Annotated in this window: 12 protein-coding genes; 9 read left to right on the forward strand and 3 right to left on the reverse strand. The window is 59.0% G+C overall.

Annotation, left to right across the window (positions count from 1 at the left end; genetic code table 11):
- Positions 1 to 47: 47 nt before the first annotated feature.
- Both FBY12_RS23490 and FBY12_RS23495 read right to left on the reverse strand, forming a co-directional pair.
- Positions 48 to 368: a transcriptional regulator gene (locus tag FBY12_RS23490; RefSeq protein WP_092279594.1), complete on the reverse strand. Its 321-nt coding sequence runs from the start codon at positions 366 to 368 to the stop codon at positions 48 to 50.
- A gap of 151 nt (positions 369 to 519) precedes the next feature.
- Positions 520 to 756: a glutaredoxin family protein gene (locus FBY12_RS23495; RefSeq protein ID WP_145256330.1), complete on the reverse strand. Its 237-nt coding sequence runs from the start codon at positions 754 to 756 to the stop codon at positions 520 to 522.
- A gap of 213 nt (positions 757 to 969) precedes the next feature.
- On the opposite strand from FBY12_RS23495, the gene FBY12_RS23500 reads away from it, so the two are divergent.
- Positions 970 to 2682 (forward strand): monovalent cation:proton antiporter-2 (CPA2) family protein, encoded by a 1713-nt coding sequence (locus FBY12_RS23500; protein WP_145256333.1) that lies wholly within the window; start codon positions 970 to 972, stop codon positions 2680 to 2682.
- Here the strand turns inward: FBY12_RS23500 and FBY12_RS23505 are convergent.
- Positions 2679 to 3887 (reverse strand): ammonium transporter, encoded by a 1209-nt coding sequence (locus tag FBY12_RS23505; RefSeq protein WP_145256336.1) that lies wholly within the window; start codon positions 3885 to 3887, stop codon positions 2679 to 2681. The genes FBY12_RS23500 and FBY12_RS23505 overlap by 4 nt on opposite strands.
- 306 nt (positions 3888 to 4193) lie before the next feature.
- Here FBY12_RS23505 and FBY12_RS23510 point away from each other — a divergent pair, with 306 nt between their 5' ends.
- The 8 genes from FBY12_RS23510 (at position 4194) to FBY12_RS23545 (ending at position 15746) form a co-directional block, all read left to right on the forward strand.
- Positions 4194 to 4508: a YqjD family protein gene (locus FBY12_RS23510; protein WP_101207018.1), complete on the forward strand. Its 315-nt coding sequence runs from the start codon at positions 4194 to 4196 to the stop codon at positions 4506 to 4508.
- Positions 4509 to 4510: 2 nt separating this feature from the next.
- Positions 4511 to 4900, forward strand: coding sequence for a phage holin family protein (locus FBY12_RS23515; protein WP_092279587.1), 390 nt, complete (start codon positions 4511 to 4513; stop codon positions 4898 to 4900).
- On the forward strand, positions 4897 to 5238 hold the full coding sequence (locus tag FBY12_RS23520) for a hypothetical protein (RefSeq protein WP_121731473.1): 342 nt from the start codon (positions 4897 to 4899) through the stop codon (positions 5236 to 5238). The genes FBY12_RS23515 and FBY12_RS23520 overlap by 4 nt, the downstream gene beginning before the upstream one ends.
- Before the next feature lie 124 nt (positions 5239 to 5362).
- On the forward strand, positions 5363 to 6526 hold the full coding sequence (locus FBY12_RS23525; RefSeq protein ID WP_145256339.1) for an EAL domain-containing protein: 1164 nt from the start codon (positions 5363 to 5365) through the stop codon (positions 6524 to 6526).
- 68 nt (positions 6527 to 6594) lie between these two features.
- A complete protein-coding gene (locus FBY12_RS23530) occupies positions 6595 to 7926 on the forward strand; it encodes a deoxyguanosinetriphosphate triphosphohydrolase (RefSeq protein WP_145256342.1) in 1332 nt (443 codons plus the stop codon).
- 543 nt (positions 7927 to 8469) lie between these two features.
- A complete protein-coding gene (locus FBY12_RS23535) occupies positions 8470 to 9096 on the forward strand; it encodes a response regulator transcription factor (protein WP_101207020.1) in 627 nt (208 codons plus the stop codon).
- A gap of 8 nt (positions 9097 to 9104) precedes the next feature.
- Complete coding sequence (locus FBY12_RS23540) at positions 9105 to 12761, forward strand: transporter substrate-binding domain-containing protein (protein ID WP_145256345.1); 3657 nt, start codon at positions 9105 to 9107, stop codon at positions 12759 to 12761.
- Between the two features lie 48 nt (positions 12762 to 12809).
- Positions 12810 to 15746: an HD domain-containing phosphohydrolase gene (locus FBY12_RS23545; protein WP_145256347.1), complete on the forward strand. Its 2937-nt coding sequence runs from the start codon at positions 12810 to 12812 to the stop codon at positions 15744 to 15746.
- The last annotated feature ends 182 nt before the right edge of the window (positions 15747 to 15928 follow it).

Raw genomic sequence — 15928 nt, forward strand, 5'->3', positions numbered from 1 at the left:
GAGCGGCATTATCCAACAGCCGCCAGATCGAACCTAGCGCAGATTCTTCACGCCGGGATCGATTGCGCCCGTGCCGCCGCTTCGGTGAACTCCTTGAGCCAGCGCAAGACATCCACCGCTTCCCAGCGGCCTGGATCGTACAGCGCGTACAACAAACCCTGATAACCCACGACGTCGAGTTGCCGGTGATAACCCGCGCGTTGGAACAAGGCTTCAATCTCGGCAAAGCAGGTGTTGAAGTGCAGCTTGTTGAAAGGAGTTTTACCCTCGGTCACCAAGCCATCCAGACGCAATTCGGCCACCGCATCGCGCACCACATCGACCGACATCCGGTTAACACTGTTCTTTAATTGTTCGACATTGACCACGGCTCATCCCTCTGACTAGCGGGATCACCTGGCCGAATCCAAACAAAAGGGACGCAAGGCAGGTAATCCGAATAACTGTATGAACATACAGTAACCGAATAACCCGTTTTGCGCCAACGCGCGAATCCGGCGTGGCGACGGAAGGAGCCGCCTAGCGCAAAAACGTCACCACTTGCGCAGCATCGAATGGCCAGTCGAGCTCGGCGCCGGTATCGGTTCGTCGCAACACCGGAATACGCAAGCCGTAGTCCTCGACCCACGTGTCTTTATCGGCGATATCGACCAGCTCCACCAGCAACCCGTGCTCGACCAGTGGCATTAATTCCTCTTCGGCAACTTCACAGAGATGGCAACCCAAGGTGCCGAACAGCTGACATTCAGGAGGCATGACAAATTAACCTGGAAAATTAGGCTTTCATTCTAGGCCGCGCATTCGCGCTGAGCCAGTCGCCATGGGGCGTGGAGAGGTCCTGGCGGTCAGTTTCAAAAGGTTTCGGCAATTCCCTGACTCACATCATCAACACTGATTGCGCAATCCGCGATGCTTGGCACTTTTTTACCTCTACGCTTGGGTAGCCCAACCCTGTCATCGGAGTTTTAAGTGTTTGCCAACCTGTTGATCATCCTCGCCTCCTCGCTGGTGGTAATTGCCCTGTTTCGCCGTTTGCGTTTGCCGCCGGTGCTGGGCTACCTGTGCGTGGGATTGATGGTTGGGCCGACAGCGTTCGATTGGGTGAACGAAAGCGAAGAACTGCCAGACCTCGCCGAACTGGGCGTGGTGTTCCTGCTGTTCTCGCTGGGGTTGGAGTTTTCGCTGTCGAAAATGCTCGCCCTGCGCCAAGTGGTGTTCGGCCTCGGCAGCCTGCAGGTGCTGCTTTGCGCGACGGCGCTGGGCGGCTCGTTGATCCTCTTCGGCATGGCGGTAACTCCCGCACTGTTGCTCGGTGCAGGGCTGGCATTGTCGTCGACGGCGATTGTCAGTAAGGAGCTGAGCAGCCTTGGCGAGATTTTCAGCAGTCACGGCCAGAATGCGATTGGCGTGTTGCTGTTCCAGGACGTGGTGGCGGTGTTGCTGCTGACTCTGGTCCCGGTGTTCGCCGGTCATGGCGAGCAAGTCTGGTATCTGGCGTTGCCGCTGACGCTCGGCAAAACCGTTCTACTGTTTGTCGGCCTGCTGCTGGCCAGTCGCTGGTTGCTGCCGCGCCTGTTTCAGGAGGTCGCAGCCTCACGCTCACCCGAGCTGTTTGTGCTGCTGGCGCTGGTCATCGTGTTGCTGACCGCGTGGCTGACTCATCTGCTCGGGCTATCCCCGGCCCTCGGCGCGTTTCTCGCCGGCATGCTGCTGGGCGAGAGCCATTATCGGCACCAGATCGAGGCCGACATCCGCCCGTTCCGCGACATATTGCTCGGGTTGTTTTTCGTCAGTATCGGCATGTTGATCGACTTGCAGCTGTTTGCCAGCAACGGCCTGCTCATCCTTGGCATGACCCTCGGTCTGCTGGTTATCAAGGGTAGCGTCGTCGCGCTGCTGGTGAAATGGCGCGGCAGCGACAGCGAAACCGCTTGGCGCAGTGGTCTGGCATTGGCCCAGGGTGGCGAATTCTGCTTTGCCTTGATGGCGCAAATGCAGCAGAACCAGATGATGCCTGCGGACCTCGGTGGTTTGCTGCTGGCGGCGACGTTCTGCTCGATGCTGATCACGCCGCTGTTATTGCGCGCCGCACCGACGATCGCCGCACGCCTGCACCGCAAACCCAACGAAGAAGCCAAACTCGATGAAATCACTGCGCTGACTGCCACGCTGCAGGGCCACGTGGTGATTTGTGGTTACGGACGCGTTGGCCAATCCATCGGCCGTTTCCTGCACAACGCGCAACAGACCTACATCGCTTTGGACAACGACCCGGTACGCGTTCAACAAGCCACCGCGGGCGATAGCAGCGTACATTACGGCGACTCGCGACGCGGCGAATTGCTCGCCGCCGTCGGTCTGGAGCGCGCGCGATTGCTGGTTATCGCCGTGGACAATGCCGACATCGCCCTGCTGGTGCTCAAGGAGGCACGCCGCTGCAACCCAAGCGTGCCTATTCTGGTGCGCACCCGCGACGACAGTTATTCGGCCGATTTGAAAGCGGCCGGCGCCACTGAAGTGGTGCCCGAGTTATTGGAGTCGAGCCTGATGCTCGCCTCGCATGCGTTGATCATGCTCGGCCTACCGGCGCATCAAGTGCAGGAGCGCGTCGATCAGGTCCGGCACGATCGTTATCGCCTGCTGCACAAGTTTTACCCCGGCGCCGAAGATGAAGAAAACTAGTCCTGGCTCACCGCGCCGATCTTGTGCACCGACAAGTCCGCGCCGTAATACTCCTCTTCCTGACTCAGGCGCAAACCATGCAATGCCTTGATCGTGCCGTACACCGCAAAACCGCCGGCCAGCGCCACGACGACGCCCAGCGAAGTGCCGATCAACTGGCTGATCAGGCTGACGCCGCCCAATCCGCCCAACGTCGATTGACCGAAAATGCCGCAGGCAATCCCGCCCCAGACACCGCACAAACCGTGCAACGGCCAGACGCCGAGGACATCGTCGATACGCCATTTGCCCTGAGCGGCGGTGAAGCACCAGACAAACAATGCTCCGGCGATTACGCCGGTGACCAATGCGCCGACCGGGTGCATCAGGTCGGAACCGGCGCAGATTGCTACCAGCCCGGCCAGCGGGCCGTTGTGCAAAAAGCCGGGGTCATTGCGGCCGACGACCAACGCCGCGACGGTGCCGCCGACCATGGCCATCAGCGAGTTCACCGCCACCAGGCCGCTGACGCCTTGCAGGGTTTGCGCGCTCATCACGTTGAAGCCGAACCAGCCGACAATCAGAATCCACGAGCCCAGCGCCAGGAATGGAATACTCGACGGCGCGAACGCCACCAGTCGCCCGTCGCGATAACGTCCCTGCCGTGGCCCCAGCAACAGCACCGCCGCCAGCGCCAGCCAACCGCCCATCGCGTGCACTACCACCGAGCCGGCGAAGTCATGAAAACTCGCGCCGAAACGTTCGAGCAACCAGGCTTGCAAACCGTAGTTGCCGTTCCAGATCATGCCTTCGAAAAACGGGTAGATAAACGCAACGATCAGCGCCGTCGCGCACAATTGCGGAACAAAGCGTGCACGCTCGGCGATGCCCCCGGAAATGATCGCCGGGATCGCCGCAGCGAAGGTCAGCAGGAAAAAGAACTTCACCAGTCCATAGCCGTGATCGGCAGTGAGCACCGCCGCCGGTTGCATGAAAGTCACGCCATAGGAAATCCAGTAGCCTATAAAGAAATAGGCCAAGGTCGAAATGGCAAAGTCGCTGAGGATCTTCGACAAGGCATTCACCTGGTTCTTCTGGCGCACCGTGCCTACTTCCAGAAACGCAAACCCGGCGTGCATGGCCAGCACCATGACTGCGCCGATCAGAATGAACAACGTATTGGAGCTATGGACCAGCGTGGCCACAGCGCTTTGCAGATTTTCCATGGAGTTGGCAGACCTGAAGGCTAAAAAAGCACCAAAGCAGTTCGCGCAGTCATTCCGTGCACCAAGTTGCGGCCACGTGCGATCAACGTATTGATCGCAATGAACCGCTTTGGCGCACAAGGTCACAACCTTTGCGCGGGTTTCGATTATTTGAGTTATGGTTTTGCTCAAATCATGCCCAGCAACAGCGCAAACGCGCGGGCTGACGCACCATGGCATAGCAAATGTTGTACCAGTCATTTGTAGTGAACCTTCACGCAAGGCTCATACTCGAACGCATCAGAAGTCACTTACGGAGATTCACCAATGGCCAGCATCAAGGCAAAGACTGCTCAAGAAATCCTGATGAACGATTTTCAAACTCTGGTCAGCGATACCGAACGGTTGCTGGAACACACGGCGACCCTGGCCGGCGATCAGGCTGACGAGTTGCGCGAGCAGATCCACGACAGCCTGCTGCGTGCCCGCGAAACCTTGAAAGTCACCGAAGATTCCCTGCGCCTGCGCGGTGAAGCCGCCGTCGCTGCTACCGAAGCATACGTTCAGACCAATCCATGGCAATCGGTCGGGATCGCCGCCGGCGTCGGCTTCCTGATTGGCCTGTTGGCCACGCGGCGCTGATTATGAATATCGGCGAATCCGGCTCGTCCGCGACGGGCACAAGCTCCTCACCGCGGCGCCTCGGTGCCGCTTTTCTAGGGTTGCTGCACAGTCATGTCGAGTTGTTCGGCATCGAATTGCAGGAACAGAAAGCACGCACCGTCAGCCTGCTGCTGTTTGCCGGCCTGGCGCTGGTTTTTGCCTTGCTGCTGCTGGTGGGGCTGTCGACGCTGGTGATGATCATTTTCTGGGACACCTATCGTCTGGCCGCAATCATCGGGCTGTGCGTGTTCTACACGCTGGCGGCAATTTTCTGCGCAATGCGCCTGAAAGCGGCGATCTTCGATGAGTCCTCACCCTTCCACGGAACCCTGGAAGAATTGGCCAACGACAGGGAGCGCCTGCTGCCATGAGCCAGCCTAATCAGCCGCATAACAGTTCCCGAGCCGAAATGCGCAAGGCGTTGATCCGTCTGCGCATGGAAATGCACCGCCAGGAAATCCGCCAGGAATCCCGGCAACTGCTGCAACCGCTGCAGCGGGTGCGCGGGATGACGCAAAACTTTCACGAAGGTTTCGGCATCAAGCACGCTCCGCTCTGGGGCATGGCCGCTGTGACTCTGCTCGGTTTCCTGACCGGCAAAGGCGCGAAAAGCGGCGGCGTCAGCAGCGTAACGCGCCTGGTTCGACTGGGCACTACGCTTGGCCCGTTGATCAAACTGGTCATGCAGGGTTCCTCGCGCAAACACTGATTGCCATCATCTGGCTACATTCTTGCAACACCACCTGGATGAACCTCTTTATCGAGAGGTTCAATCCTGCGTGCCTACCCGGCGCCGGGTCCATCCAGACACCACCCCTTACTAAGGAGGCCTCGTGATCGACGGGCAACCGCTCGCCTGCTTTCAGCCGTTCATCGATACCGCCACCGGCCGTATCGCGGGCGTCGAGGCTTTGGGTCGACTGCGTCAGGCCGATGGCCAACTGACTTCGGTGGGGCCGCTGTTCGCCGACCCACGAACCCCGGCCATTGCCCTGCGCCGCCTCGATCGACAGATTCGTGACAACGCCCTGAGCCGTCTGCACGAAGCTCCGCAGGAATGGTTTCTCAGTCTGAACATGTCGCCGCGCTGGATCAGTCGCTTGCGCCCCGACCAGGCCTTGCCCAGCCTTAAGCAATTAAACCGGCATGGCGTCGATCCGCAGCGCATCGTTTTCGAAATCACCGAGCTGGGCGGCAACAGTCAGCGCCTGGCTGAAGTGGTCGCGCGTTATCGCCAGGCGGGTGCGCGAATTGCCATCGACGATTTCGGCGCCGGTTATTCGCAACTTGATCGAGTGTTGGCGCTGCAACCGGACATCCTCAAACTCGACATGCGCCTGTTTCAGGCTGCCGCACTGGGCGGGCCGAGCAGTGAAGTGGTCAAGGCACTGGCGCAGATGGCCGAGAAAACCGGTTGCTGGATCATTGCCGAAGGCGTGGAAACCGAGGCGCAACTGAATTTCGCCCTCGAGTGCGGCTCTCGTTACGTGCAAGGCTTTTTGTTTGCCCGCGCGCAAACCGATTTCTTTGCCACCGATGCGTTTGTCGAGCAATTCGCGCAACTGCGCCAACGCTACGTGCAACGCAAACTGGTTGAGCGCGGCCAGCTTATGCACAGGCGCCGGCAGCTGGTCGAATTGATGGCGATCCTGCAGGACTGGGCGCAGACCCGCGCGCCGCTGCACGCGTTGCCGCAACTGGATGCTTTTCCGTGGCTGCTGCGCTTTTACCAGTGCGACCGCCACGGCACGCAGCTGACGCCCAACCTCGAGTGGCGCAACAATTGTTGGGAAGCCGACAACCGCTATCTGGGCCACAACTGGTCGTGGCGGCCGTACTTTTATCACCTGCTCGCCGAAGGTTGGGACGAGCGTCGACTGACGCTTTCCAACACTTATCGCGATGCCACCAGCAACCAGTATTGCCTGACGGCGGGCCAGTTTTTCGACAATGGCGAACGCTTGCTGCTGATCGACATCGACGCCGCCGGCCTGTAGTTCCGCTTGCAGCCATCGGGACGAGACAGGACACTGGGCCATCAGTCACTAGACGGAGACAAACAGCCTTGGATTGGCAAACCCTGCTTACCCGCGAACGCCTCGGAAAGACCCTGCACAGCCCGGAAGAACTCGGCCGCAGCCCTTTTCACAAAGACCACGACCGGATCATTTTCTCCGGCGCGTTCCGCCGCCTCGGACGCAAGACCCAAGTGCATCCGGTGTCGAGCAACGACCACATCCACACGCGCCTGACCCATTCGCTGGAAGTCAGTTGCGTCGGCCGTTCGCTGGGCATGCGCGTCGGCGAAACCATTCGCGGCGCCCTGCCCGACTGGTGCGACCCGAGCGATCTGGGCATGGTCGTGCAATCGGCCTGCCTGGCGCACGACATCGGCAATCCACCGTTCGGCCACTCCGGCGAAGACGCGATCCGCCACTGGTTTCAGCAAGCCGCCGGGCGTGGCTGGCTCGATGCAATGAGCGAAGTCGAGCGCAACGACTTCCTCAATTTCGAAGGCAATGCCCAGGGTTTTCGCGTGCTCACGCAGCTGGAATATCACCAGTTCGACGGCGGTACGCGGCTCACCTACGCGACCCTCGGCACCTATCTGAAATACCCGTGGACCGCCAAACACGCCGATTCGCTGGGTTACAAGAAGCACAAATTCGGCTGCTACCAGAGCGAACTGCCGCTGCTGGAGCAGATCGCGCACAAGCTCGGCCTGCCGCAACTGGAAGACCAGCGTTGGGCGCGGCATCCGTTGGTGTACTTGATGGAAGCCGCCGATGACATCTGCTACGCGCTGATCGACCTCGAAGACGGTCTGGAGATGGACCTGCTGGAATACGCCGAAGTCGAATCGCTGCTGCTCGATCTGGTAGGCGACGACATTCCGGAAACCTATCGCCTGCTCGGCGCGCAGGATTCGCGTCGGCGCAAACTGGCCATCCTGCGCGGCAAAGCCATCGAGCACCTGACCAACGCCGCCGCCCGCGCCTTCGTCGAGCAGCAAGATTCCTTGCTGGCCGGCACATTGCCGGGTGATCTGGTCGAACACATGCACGGCCCGGCCAAGCGCTGCGTGCTGAATGCGAAAGACATGGCGCGCAAGAAAATCTTCCAGGACAAACGCAAGACGCTGCATGAAATCGGCGCCTACACCACGCTGGAAATTCTCCTGAATGCGTTCTGCGGCGCGGCGCTCGAACAGCACAACGGGCGCACGCCGTCGTTCAAAAGCCGCCGCGTCCTCGACCTGTTGGGCAATAACGCGCCCGATCCGCACGGCCCGCTGCATGCCTCGTTCCTGCGGATGATTGATTTCATCGCCGGCATGACCGACAGCTACGCCAGCGAAATGGCTCAGGAAATGACCGGCCGTTCGGTCCACGGGTAAAAAACTGCGGATCAGCCGTGTCAGATATTTCTGACCGGCTGATTGCTGCTGTCAGACCTTCAACCGGTTTTCAACAATCGCAAAATCTGCGCTGAGTATTACGCTCGGCAAATGCAGCGCATACCCCACTGCCACCCACCATCAATAGTGCGAACTGCTTCACATTATTTGATCTGTTCGCCCTGCCGACATTCGCCAAAAGCAAGCGCAACGCCAACAAACTGGCCATATCAGGCTGTTTCGGAAACAATCTGAGGCGAGAAACAAGTTGATTTCGGTAACTACATGAAAACCCATTAACTTTGACCCATTACACAGCGTACCAATCACAGTATGTAACTTGCCGAACAAGCCTTATCGTTTTCCGATTACACAATCAGAACTTTTACTTCCCTCATGTAAATCCTAGTTAGCACGTAGCCCCTTTCTTTTTCAATTGTAGGAATTGTCCTATATTGCCGCTATAGACCCGTCAGTTCATGCGCCCCCTCATTTAACTGAGCTAAGGTGCGGCCTTTATTCGCGAACGTATGGGACTTGATTATGAACTCCGTTTTTATTGTCGACGATCACCCCGTCATCCGCCTCGCTGTTCGGATGTTGTTGGAACACGAGGGTTATAAGGTCGTTGGCGAAACCGATAATGGAGTCGACGCCATGCAGATGGTTCGTGAATGCATGCCCGATCTGGTCATTCTCGACATCAGCATTCCCAAACTTGACGGCCTCGAAGTTCTCGCCCGTTTCAACGCCATGAGTACCCCGCTGAAGACTCTGGTACTGACCGCGCAATGCCCGACGCTGTTCGGTATTCGCTGCATGCAATCCGGTGCCTCCGGGTATGTATGCAAACAGGAAGACTTGAGTGAACTGGTCAGCGCGATCAAAGCTGTGCTGTCGGGTTACAACTATTTCCCCAGTCAGGCCTTGAATCCGGTACGCCCGGACGACGTGCGTTACGCCGAGCTGGAGTTATTCAAACTAGTCAATGATCGCGAGTTGATGGTGCTGCAACTTTTCGCACAAGGACGCACCAACAAGGAAATCGCCAAAGGCATGTTCCTGAGCAACAAAACGGTCAGTACTTACAAAAAACGATTGATGCAAAAGCTCAAGGCAAAATCCTTGGTAGCGCTCATCGAGATGGCAAAACGTAACGCCTTAGTGTGAGAGTCAGGATGCCCAGCCGTATAAAGGACTATTTGATTACAGTGAGTGCAGGCTTGTGCCTGAGTACTTGCGTGTTCGCTGCGGATCTCGCTGTCGAGAACTACACCCTGTCAAGCCGCTCGGCGCACTCCCAATTGGAAGTGCAACTGGAGCCAGCGCAACGGCAATGGGCCAACAAAAAAAGCCAATTGATACTGGGCACATCGGCCCCGGACTACCCACCTTTCGACATGACGGTCAGCGGCCGCGACTATGAAGGTTTCACGGCGGACTACGCCGGGATCATCAGCCACGTCATCGACCTGCCGATCAAGGTTCAGCGCTTCGCCACGCGGCATGCCGCCATTACCGCGCTGGAAAACGGTGAGATCGATCTGCTCGGCACCGCCAACGGCTTTGAAGCACTTAACCAGAACATCGAGCTGTCGCAGCCCTACGCCGTGGATCAACCGGTGCTGGTGACGCGCGAAGGCGAAACCCGCTCGCTGACCGATGGCCTCGCCGGGCTGCGGCTGAGCATGGTCTACCACTATCTGCCGCTGGCGGAAGTGCAGGCGTTGTACCCGAAGGCGATCATCAGCGATTACCCGTCTTATCAAAACGCAATCAACGCGGTGGCTTTTGATCAGGCTGACGTATTCCTCGGCGACACCATTTCCACGCACTACATGATCAACAAGGGTTATCTGAACAACATCCGCATGGCCAACTTCGGTAAACACGAGGCCCACGGTTTCAGTTTCGCGGTGAGCAAAGACAATCCGCAGTTGCTGCAAATCGTCAACGCGATCCTCAAGGCGATTCCGAGCAGCGAGCGAGAAAACATCGCCAAGCGCTGGAGTGCCGGCAGCGACATTCTGCTCACCGATCAAAAGTTGCAACTGACCGACCGCGAACAGCGTTGGCTCGCCCAACACCCGGTAGTGCGCGTGGCTGTCAACGAAGCGTTTGCGCCGTTATCGTTTTTCGACAGCGAAGGCAACTTTCGCGGAGTCAGCGCCGACCTGCTGGAACTGATCCGCCTGCGCACCGGTTTGCGTTTCGACATCCAACGCGGCCGTGGCGACCAAGACATGATTGGCCAGGTCAAAGGCAACCACGCCGACCTGATCGCCGCATTGCTACCGAGTCCGCAACGCGAAACCGAGCTGAATTTCAGCCGCCCCTATCTGGAAAACTCCTTTGTGCTGCTGACGCGAAAATCCGCCGCCAGCCCAAGCAATCTGCAGCAACTGCAAGACCAGCGTGTCGCAATCGCCCAAGGTAATCCGCTGGTAAATTACCTGCGCAACGAGTACCCGCGCATCCAGTTGATCGAAACACCGGACACCTTTTACGCAGTGAAAATGCTCGCCGAGGGCCAGGTGCACGGCGCGGTGACTTCACTGGTGATCGCCAATTACTTTATTTCCTCGCAGGTCTTCGAACACAAACTGCAAATCAGCACCACGATTGGCACCCAGCAAGCCGCGTTTTCCCTGGCCACCGCGCGAGACGCCCCGGAACTCGCCGCCATCCTCGACAAAGCGCTGCTGAGCATTGCGCCGGAAGAACTTGGGGTGATCAATAGTCGCTGGCGAGGCTACTCCGCAGCGTCGGAAAAAACCTGGAACAACTTTCACCGGGCGTTCTATCAAATCGTCGCCGGTGCCGGCGTGTTGCTGCTGATTTTGATCGTGTGGAATGCCTGGATGCGCCACCAGATCCGCCAGCGCCGGGCCGCCGAGCGCGCGTTGAACGATCAATACGAATTCATGCGTTCGCTGGTCAACGGCACGCCGCACCCGATTTACGTGCGTGATCGCGAAGGGTTGCTGCAAAGCTGCAACGACAGTTATCTGGAAGTGTTTCAGGCCAAACGCGAAGAGGTGATTGGCAAAAGCGTGATGCAGGGCAACATGAACAACGCCTTCGAGGCCCGGGAATATCAGGCCGATTACCAGCGAGTGGTGGCCGAAGGCACGCCGTTGATCGTCGACCGCGCGCTGCATATCGGCGGGCAGCGGCTGACGATTTATCACTGGATCATTCCTTACCGCGATTCCAGCGGCGAAGTGCAAGGGATCATCGGTGGCTGGATCGACATCAGCGAACGCCGACAACTGTTCGACAAGTTGCGCGCCGCCAAGGAACAGGCCGATGAAGCCAACCGGGCGAAAAGCACTTTCCTCGCCACTATGAGCCACGAAATTCGCACACCGATGAACGCGGTGATCGGCATGCTCGAACTGACCCTCAAACGCATGGATCGCGAGCACCCGGATCGCTCCTCGATCGACACTGCCTACAGCTCAGCGAAAGATTTGCTGGAATTGATCGGCGACATTCTCGACATCGCGCGGATCGAATCCGGGCATTTGAGCCTGAGCCCGGAGCGGGTCAATCCGGGGGAAATCGTCGCTTCGGTGGTGCGAATTTTCGACGGACTGGCGCGCCAGAAAAACCTGCGCCTGCTGCTGGTGTTCAATCCGCCGCAGCCGCCGGTCGACGTGATGCTCGATCCGCTGCGCTTCAAGCAAATCCTGTCGAATCTGGTCAGCAACGCGATCAAGTTCACCGAACGTGGCGAGGTCAGGATCAGCCTCGACTTGCTCCCCGGCGACCAACCCGACCGAACGCGCCTGCAAGTGCAAGTCCGCGACAGCGGGATCGGCATTAGCGAACAGGATCAGCAACGTCTGTTCGAGCCGTTTGCCCAGGCTGACAACACCGGGCAGCTGGCCCGAGGCGGCGCCGGGCTGGGACTGGTGATCAGCCGCAGTCTGTGCGAAATGATGGGCGGCGACTTGCACCTGAGCAGTCAGCCGGGGGCGGGCACGCAGGTCAGCGTAGTGCTCGACCTGCCGACCCTGCCACCCGAGCACGTCAATGATCGCGTTGAGCCAGTGATTGCGCTCAGCAGTACGCCGCTGAATGTGCTGGTGGTGGACGATCACCCGGCCAATCGTTTGCTCATGTGTCAGCAACTGGAATACCTGGGACACAGCTTTACCGGCGCGGATGATGGCCAGGCCGGATTGCAATTATGGAAAAACCAGTCGTTCGATCTGGTAGTGGTGGATTGCAACATGCCGATCATGAATGGCTACGACCTGGCGTGCGCGATTCGCCAACACGAACAGCAGGAGGGGCGTCCGCCCTGCACCGTGCTGGGGTTTACCGCCAACGCGCAACCGGAAGAAGTCCGTCGCTGCAAACAAGCCGGGATGAACGATTGCCTGTTCAAACCGCTGAGCCTGACGGCGTTGAGCCAGTGGGTCGCGGGCATTACACCCGTGCTGCGGGCGCAGCCATTCAACCTGCAAGGACTCGACCTGTTGACCGGCGGCAATCCGCAATTGGCGCAACGGCTGATGGCCGAATTGCTCAGCAGCAATCGCCTCGATCGTCAGGAATTGCTGGGCTTGGGCAGCGTGGCGCCGGCGCGGCTTAACCGTCCGGCATTGCTCGACATTGCCCATAAAATCAAAGGTGCGGCGCGCATCGTTCAGGCCAGCCGTTTGATCGATTGCTGCGAATCTCTGGAAAAAGCCTGCCATGACAATGCCCCGGCCGATGAGCTGGTCCGCTGCAACAAATCCATGGACCAGGCCATGCTCGAGCTGGAACACGCATTGCTGCAACAGATAAGCCAAAACCACCCCGGCAAAACGGCTGCGCCTTAACTATGCTTGGACGCTAAGCAGTGAGTTAACCCTATGGAGAGACCTGAAATGCCCAGCCCACTGCGCCAGGATAAACGCCGGTTTCCGCTGCACGTGCATATCAGCGTCATGTTCACTTTCCTGTTGCTGCTGACGGGCGTGGTGCTGGGCATTTTCAATTATCGACAAACCACGCAAATCATCCTGGCGAGCAGTGAAAAACTGTTCAATCGGATCGAGCAGGATGTGCGCCTCGACCTGCAATCGACCTACGAACCAATCCAGCATTTGCTCAGCCTGCTGGCCGACATGCCAGCGACTCTGGCGCCGACTCTGGAGCAACGACTGACGTTGCTCAGACCGTTCAGCCAGGCACTCAAGGACAACCCCAACCTCGCTTCGCTGCACCTCGGTTACGCCAATGGCGATTTTTTCATGGTGCGGCCGCTGCGCAACGCCGAGCTCAAAACCTTGTTCAAAGCGCCGGACACGGCGGCTTACCAGGTCTGGAGCGTCGAGCGCCGGGGCGATCAAGTGGTCTCGCAATTTGTCTTTTACGATCAGGCGCTGAACCTCATCAGCCGCCAGGAAATTCCCGGTGAAACCTACGACCCACGCGCCCGCGCCTGGTTTACCACCGCCCGCGCCGAGCCGGAGCAGATCACCACCGAACCCTACGTGTTCTTTTCCACGCACAACGTCGGCACTACTCTGGCCCGGCGCAGCGGCGAGGGTGCGGTGCTGGGCGCCGACCTGACTCTGGCCGAGCTTTCGGCAACCCTGGCCAAACACGTGGTCACGCCGAGCACCGAGATTGTGCTGTTCGATGCCCGAGGCAATGCGATCGCCTACCCGGACAGCCGCAAACTGATCATCGACGACAACACCGCCCATCTGAGCAAAGTCGCCGACCTGAGCCCCAATCTCGGCGCGCTGCTGGCCAGCCCGCCGAGTGGAAAACGCCTCAACGTCGATGGCCGGCAGTGGATCGTCGCCCGCAGCCACATGCAGCAAGGAGGTCCGCAAGGGCTGCAATTGGCGCTGTTGGTGCCCGAGGATGAATTGCTCATCGACGCCTATCGCCTTCGCTGGCAAGGCGCGCTGCTGACGTTGGCGACGTTGCTGTTGTGTCTGCCAGTGGGCTGGTTGACCTCGCGGATTCTGGTCAAACCGTTGCGCGCACTGGTGCAGGAAGCCGATGCGATCCGCAGCTTTGATTTCAGCTTTCCGGCCACCCGCCGTTCGCCGGTATTGGAAGTCGATCAGCTCGGCGTGTCGATGGCGCGCATGAAGGACACCCTCGGCAGCTTTTTCCAGATCACCGACAGTTTGTGCGCCGAAACGCGCTTCGCCCCGCTGCTGGAACGGGTGCTCCACGAAACCGTGAAAATCGCCCAGGCCCAGGCTGGTCTGATCTATTTGCGTGAAAGTGACGGCAATCGGATCGAGCCGCAAGGCCTGGTCATCGATGGCACGCCGCAGACACTGCCAACGTTTGGTGTTGAAGGATATGAGTTACAGAATCTGGAGAACCCGTCGTGGTTACAGCAGTTGTCGAACGCCGACAACGTGGTGGCCAATCTCGGGTTCGAAGAGGCTGGCGATCTGCGCAAAGTCTTGCTGGCGATGGAGTGCCCGCGCGTGCACTTGATCGGCATTCGCCTGCGCAACCGGCATAACGAAACCGTGGGTCTGCTGATCCTGCTGCTGGCTGACAGTGGCAGCCTGGGCGACCTGGAAAAACTGCGCCCGGATCGCATTGCGTTTCTGCAAGCGGTGTCCGGCGCGGCGGCGGTAAGTATTGAAAGCCAACGCCTGCAAGCGAGGCAAAAACAACTGCTCGATGCCTTTATTCAATTGCTGGCCGGCGCCATCGACGCCAAGAGCCCTTATACCGGCGGCCATTGCCAACGCGTGCCGGCGCTGACGCTGATGCTCGCCCAGGCTGCGGCGGCCAGTCAGGCCCCGGCGTTCAGCGGCTATCGGCCGACCGAGGATGAATGGGAGGCCTTGCACATCGCCGCGTGGCTGCATGATTGCGGCAAGGTGACCACGCCTGAATACGTGGTCGACAAGGCGACCAAACTGGAAACCCTCAACGATCGAATCCACGAAATTCGTACTCGTTTCGAGGTGCTTAAACGCGATGTCTGGATCAGTTACTGGCAGGCGATTGCCATGGGTGGCGATGAACAGAATCTGGCTGAATTGCGCAACGCGCACCTGGCCGGGCTGGACGATGATTTCAGTTTTATTGCCCGGTGCAATCTGGGCAGCGAGGCAATGGCCGAAGCCGATTTGCAGCGCCTGAAACTGATCGCGCAGCGCACGTGGACGCGCACTCTCGATGATCGTCTGGGGGTTTCGTGGGAGGAGAATCGGCGTCAGGCGCGTAACCCGGCGCCGACGCTGCCGGTCAGTGAACGGCTGCTGGCGGACAAACCCGAGCATCTGCTGGAGCGCGCCGAAAGCGAGCTGATCCCGGCCGACAATCCATGGGGTTTCAAGCTCGATGTGCCGCAGTACAAATACAATCGCGGCGAGCTGTATAACCTGAGCATTCCACGCGGCACGCTGACTCGCGAAGAGCGCTACATCATCAATCACCACATGGTGCAAACCGTGCTGATGCTCAGCCACCTGCCCTTCCCCGGCCACTTGAGTACCGTCGCCGAAATCGCCTGTGGCCATCACGAAAAAATGGACGGCACCGGTTACCCGAAACGCTTGAAACGCGAAGAAATGAGCCTGCCGGCGCGGATGATGGCGATTGCCGATATTTTCGAGGCGCTGACGGCAGCCGATCGCCCGTACAAGAAAGCCAAATCACTCAGCGAAGCGCTGGGCATCATGGCGACCATGTGCCGTGACGCGCACATCGATCCCGAATTGTTCGGGCTGTTTATCAACGAACAGATTTACCAACAGTACGCCGACCAATTCCTCGACCCGACCCAGATCGATGAAGTGGACACGGCAAGCTTGCTGGCCAAGGCTGGATTGTAGGGGCAGCACCCGCTCGCCCACCGCCGTCCTTGTAGGAGCTGAGCTTGCTCGCGAAAGCGGTGAATCAGCCGACATCAATGTTGAATGTGAGACCGCCATCGCGAGCAGGCTCACTCCTACAGGTGATCGTGGGTGCACACAGCATCCGCGCCAACCACCAACCCCTGTAGGAGCTGAGCTTG

This window comes from Pseudomonas sp. SJZ131 (assembly GCF_007828705.1).
In the GTDB taxonomy this organism is placed as follows: domain Bacteria; phylum Pseudomonadota; class Gammaproteobacteria; order Pseudomonadales; family Pseudomonadaceae; genus Aquipseudomonas; species Aquipseudomonas prosekii.